This window comes from Bifidobacterium sp. M0404, from assembly GCF_016101415.1.
GTDB lineage: Bacteria > Actinomycetota > Actinomycetes > Actinomycetales > Bifidobacteriaceae > Bombiscardovia > Bombiscardovia polysaccharolytica.
Genome location: NZ_JACFQP010000002.1, coordinates 343,872 through 363,685, shown reverse-complemented (window position 1 = coordinate 363,685; position 19,814 = coordinate 343,872). Strand labels below are relative to the sequence as shown.

Annotated in this window: 13 protein-coding genes; 11 read left to right on the top strand and 2 right to left on the bottom strand. The window is 60.2% G+C overall.

The window, feature by feature from the left end:
* Positions 1-3,912 (bottom strand): LPXTG cell wall anchor domain-containing protein, encoded by a 3,912-nt coding sequence (locus H3T93_RS05700; protein WP_144178317.1) that lies wholly within the window; start codon positions 3,910-3,912, stop codon positions 1-3.
* Between the two features lie 157 nt (positions 3,913-4,069).
* On the opposite strand from H3T93_RS05700, the gene H3T93_RS05695 reads away from it, so the two are divergent.
* The 6 genes from H3T93_RS05695 to H3T93_RS05670 all read left to right on the top strand — a co-directional run bounded on the left by H3T93_RS05695 (position 4,070) and on the right by H3T93_RS05670 (position 7,419).
* Positions 4,070-4,561, top strand: a complete 492-nt coding sequence (locus H3T93_RS05695) for an inorganic diphosphatase (protein ID WP_144178316.1) — start codon at positions 4,070-4,072, stop codon at positions 4,559-4,561.
* A gap of 150 nt (positions 4,562-4,711) precedes the next feature.
* Entirely contained in the window at positions 4,712-5,158 is a 447-nt protein-coding gene (locus H3T93_RS05690) for a DUF3290 family protein (protein ID WP_045924896.1), read from the top strand.
* A 3-nt stretch (positions 5,159-5,161) separates the two neighbouring features.
* Positions 5,162-5,806, top strand: coding sequence for a DUF421 domain-containing protein (locus H3T93_RS05685; protein WP_198177229.1), 645 nt, complete (start codon positions 5,162-5,164; stop codon positions 5,804-5,806).
* Between the two features lie 152 nt (positions 5,807-5,958).
* Positions 5,959-6,276, top strand: a complete 318-nt coding sequence (locus H3T93_RS05680) for a type II toxin-antitoxin system RelE/ParE family toxin (protein ID WP_144178315.1) — start codon at positions 5,959-5,961, stop codon at positions 6,274-6,276.
* Between the two features lie 48 nt (positions 6,277-6,324).
* Entirely contained in the window at positions 6,325-6,639 is a 315-nt protein-coding gene (locus H3T93_RS05675) for an addiction module antidote protein (protein ID WP_121912951.1), read from the top strand.
* A gap of 216 nt (positions 6,640-6,855) precedes the next feature.
* Positions 6,856-7,419: a manganese efflux pump MntP gene (locus tag H3T93_RS05670; RefSeq protein ID WP_144178312.1), complete on the top strand. Its 564-nt coding sequence runs from the start codon at positions 6,856-6,858 to the stop codon at positions 7,417-7,419.
* Position 7,420: 1 nt separating this feature from the next.
* Here H3T93_RS05670 and H3T93_RS05665 read toward each other — a convergent pair whose 3' ends face one another.
* Positions 7,421-8,083 carry a hypothetical protein gene (locus H3T93_RS05665; protein WP_144178311.1) on the bottom strand — a complete coding sequence of 221 codons (663 nt, stop codon included), beginning with the start codon at positions 8,081-8,083 and terminating at the stop codon, positions 7,421-7,423.
* A gap of 161 nt (positions 8,084-8,244) precedes the next feature.
* Between H3T93_RS05665 and H3T93_RS05660 the strand changes: the two genes are divergently transcribed.
* From H3T93_RS05660 to H3T93_RS05640, 5 genes are all read left to right on the top strand, one after another.
* Positions 8,245-9,075, top strand: coding sequence for a winged helix-turn-helix transcriptional regulator (locus H3T93_RS05660; RefSeq protein ID WP_121912948.1), 831 nt, complete (start codon positions 8,245-8,247; stop codon positions 9,073-9,075).
* Positions 9,076-9,136: 61 nt separating this feature from the next.
* The gene (gene nth / locus H3T93_RS05655; RefSeq protein ID WP_144178516.1) at positions 9,137-9,784 is read left to right on the top strand and encodes an endonuclease III; all 648 of its coding nucleotides are present in this window, start codon (positions 9,137-9,139) and stop codon (positions 9,782-9,784) included.
* Between the two features lie 10 nt (positions 9,785-9,794).
* Positions 9,795-11,327, top strand: coding sequence for an ABC transporter substrate-binding protein (locus tag H3T93_RS05650; protein WP_144178310.1), 1,533 nt, complete (start codon positions 9,795-9,797; stop codon positions 11,325-11,327).
* 44 nt (positions 11,328-11,371) lie between these two features.
* On the top strand, positions 11,372-14,113 hold the full coding sequence (gene valS, locus H3T93_RS05645) for a valine--tRNA ligase (protein WP_144178308.1): 2,742 nt from the start codon (positions 11,372-11,374) through the stop codon (positions 14,111-14,113).
* A gap of 409 nt (positions 14,114-14,522) precedes the next feature.
* Positions 14,523-19,763, top strand: a complete 5,241-nt coding sequence (locus H3T93_RS05640) for an RCC1 domain-containing protein (RefSeq protein WP_232348695.1) — start codon at positions 14,523-14,525, stop codon at positions 19,761-19,763.
* Positions 19,764-19,814 lie beyond the last annotated feature (51 nt).

The window sequence follows — 19,814 nt, the reverse complement described above, 5'->3', positions numbered from 1 at the left end:
TCAGCGGTCACTGCCGCCCCTACGGCCCTTGGACGCCCCCCTGACCAGGCCGAAGAGGAGCGAGCCGGTCATGGCTGCCGCTGCAACGATGGCCAGAGGAAGAGCTACAGCCGCCCCTGTTCCGGGCAGTGCTTCCCCAAGGGCGTTCCAATCGTCGCTATTGGAACGGACAGCCCGATCCGAACACAGCAGACGGCCGTCGACCATCACGCCCCGGGAATCAGGCCGTACAGAAGCCTTACCGGCATCTTCCCGCTCAGGAAGGGCCGCATCATCTTCTACCGGACAGGGCACCAGGGGACTGCCGATCACTCTGGCCCTGTCGGTGTGCCGACCTGATATGCCCGTCACCTTGGCATGCACGTCTACAGACTGGCCAGGTCGTAGCATCAGGGTCGACCAGTTGTCGGGATAGCGAATCCCAGTCACCCGCCCCTGACCGACGACTGTCTGATCCTCCAAACGCAGTTGCCGGGCGGGGAAGATGGCCCCGGTCCCATCGCCGGGATCGCGGGGAGAATCATTGGTGATCCGGAAAACAATAGGGACATCATCATGAGTCCGAAGGGCCTGTTCCGGCTGATCCCGATCACCCTTGGGCAAACCGCCGGCCTGATCAAACTTCTCGATATGCAGTGCCGGGGTCATATCGGGCGTTCTGGTCCAGACCGTGTTGGAGACCATGGTCTTGTCCTGATAGAACTCAGTAAATCGGTTCTCATGACGTTCAACTTTCTTCAGCCGTCTGCATTGCAGGTAGGCCCTCCAGCCGACCGGGCGGTTGCCTGAAGCGCTGACCAAGGCCAGATATCGGGGTGTGGCCTCCACTTTGACCAGACCTGCCGGGTCTGCGGTCATCGTGAACAGGGGGCCGCCATGAATATCTGCAGATATATCCGAACCAGCCATGATTTGTCCATGATGAATCAGGATGCGCCCATTCTCGTAGAGATCCTGGTTGGCGTAGACGGCCCAATGGCCGGTGAACCGGTCCACAGAGGGGTCCAGCCGATCCTCGATCCGCCAGGTTTTCACCTGCGGATAGGCCCGTCCGGCCGGCAGCAGACTTGAGTCCAGACGATAGAGGAAGAGCCGGCCACGGTAGAGACTGCTGCTGTGAGCGCTGTCCCCGCCCACGTCCACTACCACATCCTTGGCGGGATTGAGCGGTTTGACCGGATTAGCGACCACATTGGTGGCTTTGCGCATGTCGTTGACTATCTGAGTCGCCTGGTTGCGCACCACGTGACCAGGCTCTGCACGGATGACCGTGTAAGGCAGGACCAGATCGTAGGTGCGCCCCAGCAAGCCTTGGTCAATGGCCGGCTCCCTGAGGGGACTATGGCCTCGGGCAGCGGCATAGGCAGCCAGATCGGGAGGCTGAGGATCTCCTTTGAGGGTCGCACCTGTGGCCGGAACATAGGTGTCCACAGTTTTGGCGAAGACCAGAACCATACCGTTTCTTACCTGGATATTGAAAGCCTTGGTGTAATCGCGGCCGTCGGAGCCCAGGACCTCGATGCTCTTGGGATCGATATCCAGATGCCGAGCGTCGTAGGCATCCGTCATGCCCAGCCGCCAGACCGGGTAGGCGGTGTCTTTACGGCGGGCGTCCAGACTAATTCGATAAACTCCCCGGTCACCCACAAAGAGCACCTTGCCGTCGATGCTGATGCCCGGATCATGCGCGCTGACATCGCTCTTTGAGGGATGGAAGTCAGCTGGTGGATTGCTCACTTGGTTGGAGGGGGTCAGTGAATTGTTCAGCGTCAGCAACCACTGATTGCCCACCCGATGATCCCTTGGAGCCTTGGGATCAACCCTGCCCTCAAAGCGCAGGCGGATTCTGGGTTTGCCCCCGGCCCGCCACTTGCTGATACGGGCGGGGTTGGTAATGGCCACCCGCAAACTGTGGTCCTTGTCCTTCCACTTTGTGGCGTATCCGGTCTTGGCGATGATATCGCCGCTCTGCAGGTCAGTAACCTCAAGGGTCTGCTTGTCGGGCACAAACCAGCGGTCATACACATCCGTCAGGATGATTGATTTGACAGGATAGGCCAGATTGTCGGGCAGGCTGGGCTGGGTATCCAACTGATATTCCAGTCGCTGACCGGGGAAGACCCCCTTGCCGTCAACGCTGGCCTGCTCCCCGCCCTGACCAGCCTCGGAGATTACATCCTTGCGTACCGGAGGCAGGTATCCGCAAATGCCTGGCTTGTTGGTCTCCACACTCTGCGTGTTGACTGTCTGGGAACCCGAGTTGGTCAGAGGCTCGCCTTGGCTGCCATGGCCATCAGGAGCCCGGCAAAAGGTCAGCTCCTGGTCAGGTGCTCCACCCATATCCTTGCGGACCTTGGCTGCGCCGCCGCCGTTGGCAAAGCGGACCGTGAAGGGAACCAGCATGGTGACCTGCATAGGGTCCTCCATCCCCTTTAAGCCGTTCAGCCATCCGCTTTTGGCTTGTGCCCGCGCTCGTGTGCCGGTCACGCTGATCTCGAAACGGTCGGTCACATCCCTGCCCTTGGCAGCAATGTCCTCGATGCTGCTGCGGCGGTAGTGCCCGTCTGCATCCGCCTTGGCCTTGGCAACGAAAATGCGAATGGCCCGAGCCCCGTCCTGATCGACCAGATAGTCAGCAGCGCTCCAGTCGTCAGTCAGGGCGAAAACCTTGGGTGCCTCAATCAGATGGGCTTCGACAGTGGCGTTGACCACCGACCCCACTCGATCCCCATCCAGAAAGGCATGCCCGTCGGCCCCAGTTCCGTTACTCCACTGCGGGTCTATGACGCTCTTCCACACCCCCGTAGTCGTATCTCGCAGGATCCAGGATTTGTCGGGCCTGGGCTTCCATGTGGGTGTACGACGTTCCGGAGTCGACTGGTCAATCTGCCGGGCGGCGCCCTTCCAGTGGACTCCTCCCTGGTCCAGAATCACCCCGGTCTCTGGCCGCTCGACAGTCACATCCAGCTGCCACACCCAGCGGTGTTTCTGCGGCAGAGCACCGCCCTTCCAGGTTGCTGTGGCCCGGCCACCAGGCGGCCTAGCTCCTTCGGCGGTGTTGAAAATGAATTTGTCAGTCAAATCTTCACCGCTGGTCTGGTCCCTGACATGCTGGCCGCTTATACGGTACTGCTTGCCCTGAGGATTAAAGACATCGCTAAAAGTCAGTTCTCGCCCGCCGTGACCGGTTTCAGTGACGATACGGGTGCGATTGGTCATCCCATCCGCGCTTGTTCCACGATCTACTTCCTTGTCAGGGGGATCCGGCGGCAGATCTGCCGGCTTGGGCTCGTAGTCGTTGAGCATGATCACCACCAGGGAAATGTCATTCTCGTTGCCTGCATACTCGTCAGCAAATTTGTCCAGACTGTCCTCGGGCTGATCCCAGAATGGGTCGCCGGTTCGGTAGGTCACCCCGCGGTTGCTAAAGGTGCTGTTGGCCACCTGGCTTCGCCAGTTATCCATCCAAAGCTTGTGAATAGCCACACAGATCCCGTCAAAGATACGTTGGGATCCCCGATAGCCAGCAACCACTCCCACGCCGGTTACCCGGCAGTGGCCCTGTCCGGATTGGTCTGCATGGGCCTGGTTAAAGCGCGCCTGACAGTTGCCGTTAGCCTCATCCAGAGCCTGACGCTTGACCCGGGCCGTAGTGGCATTGCCCCCATCCACCACACCCATCTGGGACAACGCCCTGTCTATGCTGCCTATCTCATAACCGCCAAAAGCGCCCTGGTCGTCATCCTTGTAGGCCCAACCCTGCCAAATCCGGACATTTTCGCCGCCGGGGGGCACAGGTCCGCCACCGGCATGACCCGATCCTCCGCCAGCCACGGCAGGAGCCGCCGGACCGGCAAGGGTCGCCAAGGCAACCAGAGCCGCCAAGAGGCTGACCCGTCTATGCTTGTTCATACTCGTCCTCACTCTTCGCCCGCTCCATGCCTTGAGTATGAGCGACTGCCGGGCGTACAGGTGCGTGAGCGGGAGATTGTGGTCGAATGTGCCGCGGGACGGTTATGCTGTGTATAACACATACCTATGCTGTCCAGACCGAGAAGGAGACAGGACAATGGCAGAGACATTCGACGTGTTGGTCGAGATCCCCCGGGGCTCCCGCAACAAGTATGAGATGGACCACGATAGCGGCCATATCAGGCTGGACCGCACCCTCTTCACCTCTATGGGCTACCCCGACGACTACGGCTACATCGACGGCACCCTGGGCGAGGACGGCGATCCCTTGGATGCTCTGGTCATGATCCCCGATTCGGTCTTCCCGGGCTGCATCGTCGAATGCCGCGCCGTGGGTCTCTACCACATGGTCGACGAGGCCGGCGGGGATGACAAGGTCCTCTGCGTGCCTGCTGATGCCCGCTACGATGCCATCAAGGACATCGACGACGTCTCCGACTTCCACAAGCAGGAAATCAAGCACTTCTTCGAGCAGTACAAGGCTCTGGAACCAGGCAAGGAGGTCATGCCTGGCGACTACTGGACCAACGCCGAGGCTGCTGAGACCCAGATCAAGGCTGCACGCGAGCGCCTGGCCGCCCAGCACTGACCTCTCAAGGCCGACCAGTCGACACAATCACCCCGGCAAGGGCCCAATCGAGCGCCCGAACCGGGGTTTTGCATGCCCAAATCCTCCCAAAACGCGTCTGGCCGTCTACGATTGCCAATTGCGGGTGCGCGCGCAAGGGCAGGAGCGGCTATGACTTTCTATACGTACCAATACCTCAAGGGCGGTCAGACCAACTGGACCATGATCAGGATCATCGTGGTCGTCGTTCTGGCCCTGGCCTTTCTCTTCTTCCTGTTCATGTACTCCCGCCACCGTTGGAACCACAAGTACAAGGATCTGTCCATCATCCTGGCAACCCTGCTCCTGTTGGCGGCGGCCATCCAGTACAGCGACTACACCAATCTGCGCACAGCCAGCCTGCAGAGCGGACAGCTGACCACGGTCATCGACAAATCCGCCGCCAAGCTCAAGGTCGATCCTGAGCAGATCAGCATCAACGACACCTCGCGCAACAACGACATGATCATCAAGACCCCCAAGGGCTACTACACCCTGGTATTCAACAGTTCAGGCTCCGAATTCCTGTTGCAGCGCGCCGACCTGTACCACCCAGACATCACCGTGATCGGAGAGTGACCCATGGATATCAATTTCTACGTCAACGTGGCCCTGAAGCTGATTGTCGGGCTGCTCTTCATCACCCTGCTCATCAATGTGACCGGCAAGGGGAACCTGGCGCCCACCTCGCCCATGGACCAATTGCAGAACTACGTCCTGGGCGGCATCATCGGCGGGGTCATCTACAGCGACAGCATCTCCATGGCCCAGTACATTGTCATCCTGCTGATATGGGCGGCACTGATCCTCATCACTAGGTATGCCAAGACCCACATCCACGCGGTAGGCAAGTACATCGACGGCGAACCGGTCACCATCATCAAGAACGGCAAACTGCTGGTCCAAAACTGTCTCAAGGTCAACCTGACGGCCAAGGAGGTGGACTTCAAGCTACGCACCAAGGGCATCAACGACATACGCGACGTCAAGCGGGGCATCGTCGAACAGAACGGCGGCCTGACCATCATCTCCGAGGGCGACAAGGACGTGCGCTATCCGGTGGTCATGGACGGACGGGTCAATCCCGACGTTCTTGACACCATGGGACGGGACGAGGACTGGCTCGACGAGCAGCTGGCCAAGCAGGGCATACACAAGGTCAGCGATGTGTACATGGCACGCTTCCAGAACGGCGAGTTCTACGCCGTCACCTACCAGGACCAGTAAGACCAGCAATACTCGAAAACCGGCAACGGAATCCGTTAGTCACCCGACATCTAGATGTCATGAGCAATTGCTCTAATGTCTACTGTAGTGTACACTTTTCTTGTGGGGAATGGGACGCATCTTCTCGAAAATAAGGGAGGGGAAGCGGCACCATGCCCCTGTCCATCATTGAAGTACTGGAGACTGAGGAATTCAGCCGGTGGATTGATGAAATGAAAGACACCCAGTCGGCAGTACGTATCCTGCACCGATGGGAACAAGTAAAGCTATCCGGGCACCTGTCAGGGGATTGGAAGACTTTGGGAGAAGGCGTATTCGAAATACGTTTTCACTATGGTCCTGGTTACCGCACCTACTTTGGCCTAAAGAACAGACAGGTCGTGTTACTGCTTTGCGGCGGCAGCAAGGCTCATCAGAAGAGGGACATAGACCATGCAAAACATCTGTGGAAGTCATATCTGGAAAGCTGATGTCAGCCAACGGGCAAGGAAACGGACCACATTAAGGACAGGGTTGTGATGATGTTGAAGATCAGGAAATTTCATGCAGGCGACCATATACATAGTGAGCAGGCGGCCGTCACCTACCTGCAGGTTGCCATGGAAGAGGCCGACAAGGCCGAAAACCCTCGGCAAGGAGCTGCCATCATCGCAAATGCACTCGGCGAGGTAGCGCGAGCACAGAGGCATATGAGCGCCATCGCCTCGGATGCCGACCGATCCCGTTCGGGCATCTACAAGGCCCTGAGCAATCAGGGGGATCCGGCGCTGAGTACGGTCATCAGCGCCATCCACGCAGCGGGAGGCAGCCTGACAGTGACTATGGCTCGCTAATGGGCCTATCCGATAGCCTGTCATGCTTGATTCTCCAGCGCTGACAGGTAAAATCTATGTCCATATTGTTATGGCGTAGCATGTGAACGGCATTCAACGAATTCAAAGCCGACCCCAGTCGGCAGTTCCGCGCTCGACGCTCCCGAGGCGTAGGCGGGTTTGAGGAGACCTGGTCGAGGCCCATCCCACCGGGGATGAACCCTTTCAAGGAATGCCGTGTTCTTAAGACTGTTGTTTATCGCTTTAGGTGTATCTTCTGACGCTTTTGCCGTCTCCATCAGCAAGGGACTGTCCGTGGACCGACTGCGGGCCCGCCATCATTGGCTGGTCGGACTTTGGTTCGGCGGATTCCAGACTCTGCTGCCCCTGCTTGGCTACTTCGCAGCCTCCATGCTGCAGGACTCCCTGGCCGCTGTGGATCACTGGATTATTTTCGGCATTCTGTCGGCCATCGGGGTCAACATGATCCGCGAGGGCGTCTACGGCAAGGAAGAAGGAACTAACGGAGAAGAGAGCTTCTCCTGGCGGCAAATGCTTCCTGCAGCCATAGCCACCAGCATCGACTCATTCGGCGTGGGCGCGGGCCTGGCCCTGCTGGGCATCAACATCTGGCTGTCCGCACTGGTCATCGGATTGGTGACGGCTGCGGTCTCCATAGCGGGATTGCGCATTGGATATGTTGTCGGTTCCCGCTGGCGCAAGCCTGCCAGAATCGCCGGCGGCATCATTCTAATAGTCATGGGCATCCAGATCCTTCTGGACCACCTGATGAATGCCTAGCTCAGATCGTCGTCTGAAGGACGAGGGCCGCCAGTACCACGATGGCTCCGGACAGAAGCACCGACATCAGCGCCAGACCAATGGCTCCGGACTGATCAGCTGCTTCTTCGGCCCAGCGATAGCCTGCGATGATGAGCCCGATCAGCAGCAGCAAGGCCACAAGCACTACCAGGATTGGCATTAGGTCAGGTCCGAAGCCCCTGACCAGCTCTGGCAGGAAGACCCATCCCGAGGCGGCGACAGCAGTGACCCCGCCCATGGCGGTTGCAGAAATGCCCCGGATGACCATCCGCCTGTCCCTACGCAGCATCTGCCGAACAAACATGAACACGGCCAGGAGGGCAAGCAGGAATGCCGCAGTTGACAGCCAGACCCTGAAGGCGTCAGACCCCTGCACGACCAAGGCCGGAACCAGGCAGACCAAGGTCAGCAAACCGAACATGGCTCGGTCTGGGCCGGAGCGAATACCCCGACCCACCAAGGGCCAAGAGGCCAACAGGGCCAATGCCAGCACCAGAACCAGGAAGGCCTGCACCCATCGGGCGACCCGAGGCTCGGCCAACAAGCCCGCCGCCACGCCTGGCAGGATCAGCGCCGCCAGGGCCAGCAGCTGCGTCAGGGCGGGCGCGCGCCCATCCTGGGTTTCTTTTACGGTCTGCGCCATGGGTCCTCCTGCCTGTCCCCATCGGGGAGCCATACGTCACATCCTAGGGCAAGGCCATCCTGTGAACTCGAAGCCCTGTGACGGGCCGATTGTACAATGATGACGACTGTTCAACGAATCCACCCCTCTATGGACGAACGGACAGGGAAGAAGGTACCCCCGTGACGGATCTGACCTTGATGACCTGCGCCGAGGACCCGGCATCGGTTCTGCCAGCCTTGGCCCTGCTTTCCCATCGGGTGCGCGTTCTGCCCTTGGACGCCGCCTCCCTGGTAAGAATGCCCGAGGACACAGTGCTGCTGATCGATGCCAGCGACGACCTGGCCGAGGCCAAGACCCTCTGCAACCTGACCCGGGCCTCGGGCCTGTCCACGCCCATCATCCTGGTTCTGAGCGAGGGCGGCTTCACCGTGGTCAATGCCAGCTGGGGCGTGGCCGACGTCATCATTCAGTCCGCATCCCCCGCCGAGGTCGAAGCTCGGCTGCGTCTGGTCTGCCAACGCGAGACCCCGACACGCAAGCCAGATGCTCAGCCCGAAGAGGCTGAGGACCAGGTGCCCACTGGTCAGGTCCGCTCAGGCGATCTGGTTGTGGACACCGAAAGCTACACAGCCCGAATCCACGGTCGTCCCATCAACCTGGCCTACAAGGAGTTCGAGCTGCTCAAATACCTGGTTCAGCATCCCGGCAGGGTCTTCACCAGGGCGCAGCTCCTCCAGGAGGTCTGGGGCTATGACTACTACGGCGGCACCAGGACGGTTGATGTGCATGTGCGGCGGCTCAGGGCCAAGCTGGGCAGCGAGTACGAGCACCTGATCGGCACGGTCCGCAATGTGGGCTACCGGTTCGACCCGCCCTCGTCAGCACGGACGGCCTCAGCCCCCAAGCCCGAGCCGGATGCCGGGACCAACCCAGACCCAGCCGAGCAAGAGGACAGCCAGTCAGAACAATCCCAGGACTCCAAGAAGAAGAAAACCGATCATAGTGACTGATGCATCATCAAATCGAAAGCGTCCCCAAGGCAGGGAAAGCAAGGCCCACCGCCTGGCCCGCATGCACGAGGAGTACCGCATCCTCTGCCAGGTCTTTCCCGAGGCGGTCTGCGCCCTGCACTTTCACAACCCCTTCGAACTGCTGGTGGCCACTGTCCTGAGCGCCCAAACCACCGATAAGCGGGTCAACTCGGTGACCCCGGAACTCTTCGAGCGCTACCCCGATCCCGCAGCCATGGCCCAGGCCCAGCCGAACGAACTGGAGGCCATAATCCACCCGGTGGGCTTCTACCACGCCAAGGCCCGCCACCTGCTGGGGCTCTCTCAGATGCTGACCGAAGACTACAACGGCAAGGTCCCCCAGACCATGGAGGAACTGACCAGTCTGCCCGGCGTGGGACGCAAGACCGCCAATGTAGTCCTCGGCAATGCCTTCAACATCCCCGGATTCCCGGTGGACACCCACGTCACCCGGGTCACCGGCCGTCTGCGCTGGCGGACCGACTGGCGCAGCACCCACCCCGATCCAGTGAAGATCGAGCATGAGATCTGCGACTGTTTCCCGCCCGAGGACTGGACCAATCTGTCGCACAGGCTGATCCTCCACGGCCGAGCCACCTGCCACGCCCGCAAGCCCGACTGCCTCCACTGCCCCCTGGCCGAAACATGCCCCAGCGCCGAACTCCTGGCCGGACCAGCCTCTCGATAGAATCAAAACCATGGCACGGGGCAGACACACACAAATCAGATCCGGAATCATCTTTCTGCTGGTACTGGCGATCCTGACAGCGGGCACCTACATAGCCTGGCCGCTGGTGACAGGTCAGGGAAGCTGGCAGCTGCCCTGGGCCCAGGGGAGCACGGGCCAGATCGTGCGCATTCGAGCCCGCCAGGCCCCCGTCTCCCTTGACATCCGCACCGAACCCGGATTTGCCACCGACCAGGCCCTGATGGGCAATGTCTACCAGACTCTGACCAGGCCCGACGCCAAAGGCCGGCCGACGCCCGGCCTGGCTCAAAACTGGGAGGTCTCCTCAAACGGGCTGCTCTACACCTTTCATCTGCGCAATGACGCCCACTTCGTCGACGGACGCCGCCTGACCTCGGAGGATGCCCTCTGGTCCCTGCAGCAGATCATCGACCACCAGTACCAGGGCCATCGGGACCTGGATGGACTGGCCAGGGTCACCAACCCCGATGATGCCACACTGGTAATCGGCCTGAAGAGCCCGAACGCCAGGCTGCTGACCGCACTGAGCGGTCGAGCGGGCATAGTCTACGACCGCCGGGCCCGGGTCAACTATTCCACTCGATCAGCTGGCTCAGGCCCCTACCAGGTGGATGACTGGCAGCCGGGTACCAGCCTGACCCTGACCGCCAGCAAGTCCTACCAAGGCCCGGACAAGGCCGCCATCCACAAGGTGATCATCAGCTACACCGGCAGCCCGCAAGAGACCATCAAGAATCTGGACCAGGGACGCCTGGACGCTGTAGTGGACATGGATCCCGCCACCGCCAAACAGGCCGGCAAGGCGCCGACTGCCACGCCCAGCACAAACAATGTGGTCCTGGCCTTCAACAACGAGGCATCCAGCCTGCTATCCGACCAGCATGTGCGCGAGGCCGTCCGCTATGCCGTGGACCGCCAGGCGCTGGCCGATCTGGAAGGCGGCGGAGCCAAAGTGTTGGGCGGGCCGCTCAACCCGTTGAGCCCCGGCTATGATCCCGGTCTGCAGGCTTTCCCCTTCGACCGCATCCAGGCGGCCCGTCGAAACTCCTACTACGCCCCGTCCTACTATCACGGCGGTCTGCGCCTGATCTACCCGCAGGAATTCGGCAACCAGGTGGGCGATCTAATCAGCACGCAGCTGAAGGCGGTGGGCATCCCCAGCCAGGTCTCCATGGTGGACCAGGCTGCATTCCGCGACCAGGTGCTCAATCGCCACGACTATGACATGACCCTGCTGGTCATGGACAATGATGAAATCGACCGCTTCGCTGACCCCGAATCCACGATGCACTTCGACAACATCGATATTCAGAATTCCTGGAAGCAGGTGACGGACTGCACTGACCAGAACACCTATGCCGAGCGACTGAAGGCCTTTGCCCGACAGGTCAGCGACCTCTCCCCCAGCGACTGGCTGTATCAGCGTACGCCCCTGGTCCTCACCGCCCCCCGCCTGCAGGGCATGCCTAGCTCTTTGGTGGACCGCTACCTGCCCCTGTGGAACCTGCGCATCCAGGGGTGAAAAGGCCGGTGCCCCTTGTCACTGTTCGTCCATAAAATGCTGGTATGTCTGCTGAAAACCAAGGAATCGTCAATGCCCATCTGACCCCCCTGCCCGACAGGGTGGGCGTGGATGGCCTGGAGGAAAAGTGGTGCCGCGACTGGGATGAGTCCGGCGTCTACCGCTTCCGCAACACCCGCGAGCGCTCCGGTGTCTACTCCATCGACACCCCGCCGCCCACGGTTTCTGGGCATTTGCATGTGGGGCACGTCTTCTCGTACACCCATACCGACGTGATCGCCCGGTTCAAGCGGATGCAGGGCTACGACGTCTTCTACCCCATGGGATGGGACGACAACGGTCTGCCCACCGAGCGGCGGGTCCAGAACTATTACGGGGTCCGCGTGGACACCTCGCTCAAGTACGATCCGGACTTCAAGCCCCCCTTCCACGGGACCAAGGGTAAGAAGATCAGCGCCAAGGACCAGGTGCCCGTCTCCCGTCAGAACTTCATCGAACTATGCGAGGAACTGACCGCCGAGGACGAGAAGCTCTTCGAGCAACTCTGGCGATCGCTGGGCCTGTCGGTGGACTGGTCGCAGACCTACCACACCATCGGCGAGCATCCCCGCCGGGTGGCACAGAAGGCTTTCCTGCGGAACCTGGCCCGAGGCGAGGCCTATCAGAAGGAGGCCCCCGGGCTCTGGGACGTGACCTTCCAGACCGCTGTGGCACAGGCCGAGCTGGAGTCGCGCGAATATGACGGCTTCTATCACCGTGTGGCCTTCCGGTTTGCGGACGGCACGCCAATTTACATCGAGACCACCAGGCCTGAGCTGCTGGCGGCCTGCGGCGCCCTGATCGCCCATCCGGACGACAAGCGCTACCAGAAGTACTTCGGGCAGAAGGTCTACTCTCCCCTGTTCAAAGTGGAGGTGCCCATCCTGGCCCACCCCGCCGCAGAGATGGACAAGGGCGCCGGCATTGCTATGTGCTGCACCTTCGGCGACGTGACCGACGTGCAGTGGTGGCGGGATCTGAACCTGCCCACCAGGTCCATCATCCAGCGCAACGGACGAATCGTCATGGATGTGCCGGACTGGATCACCGATGAAGGCGGACGTCGAATCTTCGAGCAGACCGAGGGAAAGACCACTTTCTCAGCACGCAAGATCATCGTGGATGCCCTGCGTGAATCCGGCGATCTGGATGGCGAACCCAAGCCCACCAAGCGCATGACCAACTTCTACGAGAAGGGCGACAAGCCCCTGGAGATCGTCACCTCCCGCCAGTGGTACCTGCGCAATGGCGGCACCAATCAAAAACTCAACAAGGAGCTGCTGGAACGTGGCAAGGAGCTCAACTTCCATCCGGACTTCATGCGGGTGCGCTACAACAACTGGGTCGAGGGACTTAACGGCGACTGGCTGATCTCCCGCCAGCGCTTCTTCGGAGTCCCCTTCCCTCTTTGGTACCCGGTCAAGGAAAACGGCGAGACCGATTACGCCCATCCCATCACCCCGGCCGAGGACAGGCTCCCCATCGACCCCAGCAGCGATGTGCCTGAGGGCTTCGAGGAGTCCCAGCGCGACCAGCCTGGCGGCTTCACGGCCGAGAAAGACATCATGGACACCTGGGCCACCAGCTCCCTGACGCCTCAGATCGTGACCCACTGGGCCGAGCCGGGCGAACAGGACCAGGCCCTCTTCAAGGCGACCTTCCCCATGGACCTGCGCCCGCAGGGCCAGGACATCATCCGCACCTGGCTCTTCAGCTCCATGGACCGCGCCCATCTGGAGAACGGCTGCCTGCCCTGGAGCGACACCACCCTGTCGGGGTGGATTCTGGACCCGGACCACAAGAAGATGAGCAAGTCCAAGGGCAATGTGGTGGTACCCGACGAACCCATCAAGAAGTATGGCGCTGACGCTGTGCGCTACTGGGCATCCTGCGCCCGGCTGGGCCTGGATGCCACCTACGATGAAGGACAGATGAAGATCGGCCGCCGCCTGGCCGTCAAACTCCTCAACGCCGTCAAGTTCGCCCTGGCCATCGGACGTGAGGATGAGAACCATAAGGTCACTCAGGCAGCGGAGGCCACTTGGGACCCGGCTGATGTGACGGTCCCGCTGGATCGCGCGGTCCTGGCCGGCCTTGCCCAGGTGATCGACCAGGCCACCAAGGCCCTGGAATCCTACGAGCACTCCAAGGCATTGGAGGTGACCGAATCCTTCTTCTGGGACTTCTGCGACAACTACATCGAGCTGGCCAAGAACCGGGCCTACGGGACCGCGGATGCCACCGGCAGGACCCCTGACGAAGCACAGGTGCTGAGCGCCCGCACAACCCTGGGACTGGTCCTGGACGCTCTAGATCGCCTCCTGGCTCCTTTCTTGCCCTTCGCCACCGAGGAGGCTTGGCAGTGGATGCATCAAGGGGACGGATCGGTTCACAGGGCCTCCTGGCCACGTTCAGAATCCTACCGTGCAGCTGCCCAGGGCCAGGATCCGGATCTTTTGGCCTGGGCAGGCACGGCCTTGGCCGCACTGCGGCGAATCAAGTCCGAGGCCAAGGTCTCCATGAAGACCCCCATCCTCTCCGCCTCCTTGAGCGTGGCGCCGGAGGGCCTGGAAGCCGTGAAGGCCGCCTTGGACGACATAGCCGAAGCGGGCAGGGTCACCGGAGATCTGGATCTGGTCGAGGAGACCGACCAGCCCGAGGCCAAGGGTGCCGGCGAGGATGAAGCGGGCATCCGGGTAACCACCAGCCAGCTGGGCGAGCCTCCGGCCAAGAAGCCTCGTAAGTAGGTTTCATTCCCGATGGTAACCAAGGCGGTTCGGCCATAGGCACCACCCCGGTTGCCATCGGTTTGCACTCGTAACAAGGCCGTTACAGTGCAACTAGCGTTACAGCCTGAAGGCCGGACGAACAATCGTCACCCATGCAAAAGCAGTACCAATCAGCATTCACGCAGTTTTGCAATCGAAAGCATGCCTGTTACGAGCTGCTCAGACCGAATTTGCCTGTGGAACAGCTTGATCACAACACTCTGCACCTTGCGAAGATTGTAATGCTAAAGTGGAGTTAGTAGAGGGATTTTACATGGTGTGCGTCGACGCAGTTATGGGGACTATGACCTGGGAAGTCAGCACGCTTGGGGAGGAAGATTAAATGGGGAATGCTCATAGCACCCGTAGACTGTTGACCTTAACGGCTATGATTGGACTGGCGCTGGTCGTAGCTTCAACCGGAGCATACGCAAACACCGACGACATGGCGCCTACACCTACAGCAGGCAGCAGCAGCGCGAACTCATTGCTCAAAACAGGTGAGCAGGCACGGGCTATGATGCCGACCGCATCACCATCGCCGCTGGCCAACAATAATCCCTCGCCGTTCAAGTCCATCCAACCATTCAATAAGCAAAAGACTGACAAGTCGCCCCAGCCCAGGGATTCATCCTCATATACCCTCACCTTTGATTCGGATGGGGGCTCGCTGACGTCCGGCTCGCCGGCCTTGAGCCAGACAGTAGCCTCAGGTCATCTGGCATCTCCTCCTGCCGTCACCAAGACAGGCTACCTGTTTGACGGATGGTTCGTCAAAGCAGCCGACGACAGCTCCAATGTGGCCTACGATTTCGGCAAGCCGGTCACCAGCACCAGCGCGAAGTCGCTGATAGCCCATTGGTCATCAGTCAAAGACTCCCAGTGGACGACAGCCAACGCCAGCGGCAACGACACAGGGGGCTCTTCAATCACTCTGACTCCCCCCAAGCCCAGAGGGGTCAGATTCGCACAGGTCAGCGCCGGCCACGACCACACCCTCGCCGTAGGCTCGGATGGCCACGTTTATGCCTGGGGCGACAACAGCAAGGGCGAGCTTGGCGATGGAACCACAATCAACAAAAACACGCCAGTGCGGATTACCGAAAACGAGGCCATCAAGGGAAAGACCTTCATATCCGTCAGCGCGGGAACCACATTCTCCATGGCCCTAGCCTCGGACGGCACCGTCTACACCTGGGGCGACAACAGTCGCGGCGAACTCGGCAACGGTTCCACCACGGATCCCGATTCCTCAGTACCGGTAAAGGCGAATCTCAACGTCACCATCACCGCCATCAGCGCCGGATACTGGCATGCCATGGCCCTGTCCTCGGACGGGACGATCTACACATGGGGAGACAACGAATACGGCCAGCTCGGCAACGGGCACACGGGTGTCAAAGTCAACGCTTCACCAGCAGCGGTCTCTTCATCCGGCGTCACCTTCACCACCATCAGCGCCGGATACGATTTTCAAACGGCGCTGGACAGCCAAGGACATGCCTACGCCTGGGGACGCAACCAGGGCGGCCAGCTCAGCATCGGCACCATGGACGGCACCAGCAGTGGTTCCAATGTCTACACTCCATCGCGCATTTACGGCGACTCAACCGGCAACCCAGACAGCACTGTCTACACCGACATCGATGCAGGGTACCTGCACGTCCTGGCACTGAGCAATTCAGGCAAGGTATATTACTGGGGTTATCCCCTGATCAAAGGAAATGACCCCAATGCCGACAGCGTTCACTCCTTCTATCCCAGTCTGGTAAGCTTGGACACGGGAGCGGCGACGCCTGTTTCAGTCAGCGCCGGGGACTCCTCCTCTGCGATGGTCGACTCTGCGGGCAGCCTGTACATGTTCGGCAGCAATTCCAGCGGTCAGCTGGGCGACGGAACCACAACTGCTAATTCAAAGATGACCGAGGTGAGCCTGACAGGCGTCACAGTCGCCGCATTCGATGTCTGCCGGCACAGTCTGGCCATCGGCTCGGACGGGCTCCCCTACAGCTGGGGGGAAGCGAAAAGCGGCAAGCTGGGACAGGGCAGCAGCGGACCTCAAAGCGGCTCACAGACCAAGCCTGCAGCGGTCAGCCCACCCCAGATAGATTTGGCCAAGGTGACCTTTGGCAAGACTGATGTTGCCAAGACCGACAGCGGCAGCCCAATCAACCGAACTTCAGCAGGTGACGACACTTGGAGTACGAATACCCCATGGACGGTCACTACCCCGCACCACACCTACGGAACCACCAAGATCAAGATCAATGAATGGACCATTGGCGGCGCAGCGCAACAAGGCCAGGCCATCGCCGACTATACATTCACACCCACTGCTCAAAAGGTCACCTTTGATTCGGACGGGGGTTCATCGGTCTCGGACCAGTCCGTCACATCAGGCAAGCAGGCTTCACCTCCCAGCGTTACCAAGGCAGGTTTCCTGTTCGACGGCTGGTTCGTCAAAGCGGCCGACGGCAGCTCCAATGTGGCCTACGACTTCAGCAGCCCGGTCACCGGACCGCTGAATCTGAAAGCCCATTGGTCGTCGCCAGACACCAAATGGAAAACGTCGAACGCCCTCCATGGCGATGACACCGGTGGCTCCACGATTACTCTGACTCCTCCCAAACCCAGGGCAGTGAGGTTCGCGCAGGCCAGCGCCGGGCGCTACCACACTCTGGCTGTAGGTTCGGACGGACACGTCTACGCTTGGGGAAATCAGGCCAGCGGGAGTCTGGGGAACGACAAAACCTCAGGCACGGCGACTACACCAGTACGGATCACTGAAAATGACGCCATAAAAGGAAAGATCTTCATAGCCGTCAGCGCCGGCGACGCTTACTCCATGGCCCTGGCCTCGGACGGTACCGTCTACACCTGGGGCAGCAACGGCAAGGGACAGCTCGGCAACGGCACCACAACAGATTCTGCCGTGCCTGTGAAGGCGAATCTCGACGCCAACATCACCGCCATTAGCGCAGGACGGTCATACGCCATGGCCCTGGCCTCGGACGGCACGGTCTACACCTGGGGCAACAACCAGTACGGCCAGCTCGGCAACGGCAGCTCAGACAACAGCGACCATTCCTCCCCCACCAAGGTCTCGACGCTGTCCGGCATCACCGCCATCAGCGCAGGATTCACCACAGGCACCGCCCTGGACAGTCAAGGCCACGCCTGGGCCTGGGGCCGCAACGAAAAAGGCCAGCTCGGCAACGGCACCCTTAATGACAACCCGACACCGGCACGCGTCCAAGACCTGGGCACCGGACAGCCTGATACCCGGTCCTATATCGCCATCAGCGCCGGCTACCAACACGTGCTGGCGATTGATACGGATCATGACGTCTATGGATGGGGTTCCGGCACCGCCATCGGCTCCTCGACTGATTCCAATGTCAGCACGAAAGGATCCACTAAGATCAGCTTCGGAGACGACGTTGTCAATATCACCGCCATCAGCGCGGGCGACGATGGATCCGAAGCCATAGATGACAGCGGAAGAATCTACACCTGGGGTAAAGAGGGCTACGGCCAGCTAGGCAACAACATAAACAATAACGATGCATGGCAGACCAATCCGAAAGCCATCACTCTGGCCCAATCGGTGAAGGCCTGCGCGGTAGCCACCTCCAGTCATCACCAGACGGCCATCGGGTCTGACGGATTGCTCTACACCTGGGGATACAACTACTACAACCAGATCGGACGAAACGGGGCATCCTCGCTGCCCGGCACCACACAGCCACCACAAATCACCCTGACCAAGGTGACCTTCGGCACCATGGCCAGCAGCACCAAGCCAGCCACGAACCTGACCCAGACAAGCAAAGACACCTGGGATGAAAACCGGGATTGGACCTTCGTGACGCCCGCGTACCCGTACGGCCCGTCCAGTTTCACCATCACATGGAACATTGCCGGCGATGCCGGGGACTCAACGCAAACACAGCAGTTCGACTACACCTTCGATCCGACCAACAAGCGCATAGATCTCGACCCCGATGGAGGCATCGGGGCTGCATGGACAAGCAAGGACATCAAGGAAGGCGAATTGGTGCCCCGACAGACTGTGACCAAAGCAGGCTTCCTATTCGACGGCTGGTTTGTCAAAGCATCCGACGGCAGCTCTGATGTGGCCTATGACTTCGGCAAGCCGGTCACTGACCCGCTGACCCTGGTCGCACACTGGACGCGTTCGTCTTCAATGACTGTCAACCCAACCATCAGTCCATCCACCGGCGGATACCAGGTCACCATCACTCCGCCCTCGCAGCGCGGCATCCGTTTCGCCCAGGTCAGCACAGGCAAAAACCATTCTCTGGCCGTCGGCAGTGACGGCAACGCCTACGCCTGGGGAAACAACGGCAGTGGACAGCTCGGCAACGGCAGCAACGATAGCAGCAAGACACCCATCCGAGTGAAGAAGCCCGACAGTGTTGCCGACAAGGACAACTTCTCCTACATCCAGGTAAGCGCAGGAGGCTATCATTCCCTGGCCATCGGCACGGATCATCAGGTCTACGCCTGGGGAGACAGGAGCAGAGGCGGACAGGTGGGCGACGGTAGCACGACTGGGAACGTCCCTACTCCAGTAGCTGTCAACGCAAGCGCCACTAGCCCTGGATTCCAAGTCAGACAGGTCAGTGCAGGATATCAGCACTCGCTGATCATCGGCATAAGCGGGCAAACCTACGCTTGGGGATTTGGCTACAACGGCAGACTGGGCAACAATTCCACAGCCTCACAAGCCAGCCCCGTATCGGTGTCGTCACCCAAGAAATACGAAGACGGATCGACAGGATTCTTCGCCACTCAGGTCAGTGCGGGAGGCTCACACTCCCTGGCCATCGGCAGAGACGGCAAGGCTTACGCCTGGGGTACGAATACCGACGGACGCCTGGGCACAGGAGACACCAATGATGCCGCAATACCTACCCCGGTGGCCGATCCTGATGGAGGCAGCGATGGATTCAAACCCACCGAGGTCAGCGCTGGAGGATACTTATGCATGGGAATCGACAGCAAAGGACGGGTCTATACCTGGGGAAGCAACGATAAAAACGCCCTGGGCAATGTCTCCATCACCGGATCAATCAGCGTATCCCCCGTTCTGGTGAGCAAAGACGGCAGCACCATACAGATCACTGCAGGCGAGCGCCAAGTCCTGGTCATCGACTCCGACGGCAAGGCCTATGGCTGGGGCGACAACAGCGGCAGGCAGCTAGGCACCAATTCCGACAACCCATCCGTCAAGGCGGCCACCTTGGTCTGCCCGCCGCAATTGACCATCAGCTCGGTCACGGTCGGCACGGACCCGGATACCGTTGCAGTTCTCCAACTGACACGGAACGGCACGGCAGAGACTTGGGGATCCTGGAATACCTGGACTTTCTATACCCCAGCGTTCAAGGCAGGCTCAACTACGGTCAACATCACCTGGAACATTGGCCAAGGCAGCTCTCAGACCGAGAACCTGGACTTTTCCTACAGGGATGTTCTGCCCCTGACCGGCAGCCAAGGCCTTCTCGCCATGCTGCTTGTCGGGCTGTTCGTTACGGTGACGGTCCTGGCATCAAGGCAGCACTACCAGGAAACGGCTCATCAGACTAAAGCCAGCACTCGCTGACCAGGCAATCCCATCATCGCTAATATCTAATGGTCGATGGCCTAGTAGTTC

What these genes read in the sequence shown, in the direction of transcription:
- H3T93_RS05700 (WP_144178317.1), bottom strand. Translation starts at nt 3,912, where the DNA reads ATGAACAAGCATAGACGGGTCAGCCTCTTGGCGGCTCTGGTTGCCTTG.
- H3T93_RS05695 (WP_144178316.1), top strand. Translation starts at nt 4,070, where the DNA reads ATGGCAGAGACATTCGACGTGTTGGTCGAGATCCCCCGGGGCTCCCGC.
- H3T93_RS05690 (WP_045924896.1), top strand. Translation starts at nt 4,712, where the DNA reads ATGACTTTCTATACGTACCAATACCTCAAGGGCGGTCAGACCAACTGG.
- H3T93_RS05685 (WP_198177229.1), top strand. Translation starts at nt 5,162, where the DNA reads ATGGATATCAATTTCTACGTCAACGTGGCCCTGAAGCTGATTGTCGGG.
- H3T93_RS05680 (WP_144178315.1), top strand. Translation starts at nt 5,959, where the DNA reads ATGCCCCTGTCCATCATTGAAGTACTGGAGACTGAGGAATTCAGCCGG.
- H3T93_RS05675 (WP_121912951.1), top strand. Translation starts at nt 6,325, where the DNA reads ATGATGTTGAAGATCAGGAAATTTCATGCAGGCGACCATATACATAGT.
- H3T93_RS05665 (WP_144178311.1), bottom strand. Translation starts at nt 8,083, where the DNA reads ATGGCGCAGACCGTAAAAGAAACCCAGGATGGGCGCGCGCCCGCCCTG.
- nth (WP_144178516.1), top strand. Translation starts at nt 9,137, where the DNA reads ATGCACGAGGAGTACCGCATCCTCTGCCAGGTCTTTCCCGAGGCGGTC.
- H3T93_RS05650 (WP_144178310.1), top strand. Translation starts at nt 9,795, where the DNA reads ATGGCACGGGGCAGACACACACAAATCAGATCCGGAATCATCTTTCTG.
- valS (WP_144178308.1), top strand. Translation starts at nt 11,372, where the DNA reads ATGTCTGCTGAAAACCAAGGAATCGTCAATGCCCATCTGACCCCCCTG.
- H3T93_RS05640 (WP_232348695.1), top strand. Translation starts at nt 14,523, where the DNA reads ATGATTGGACTGGCGCTGGTCGTAGCTTCAACCGGAGCATACGCAAAC.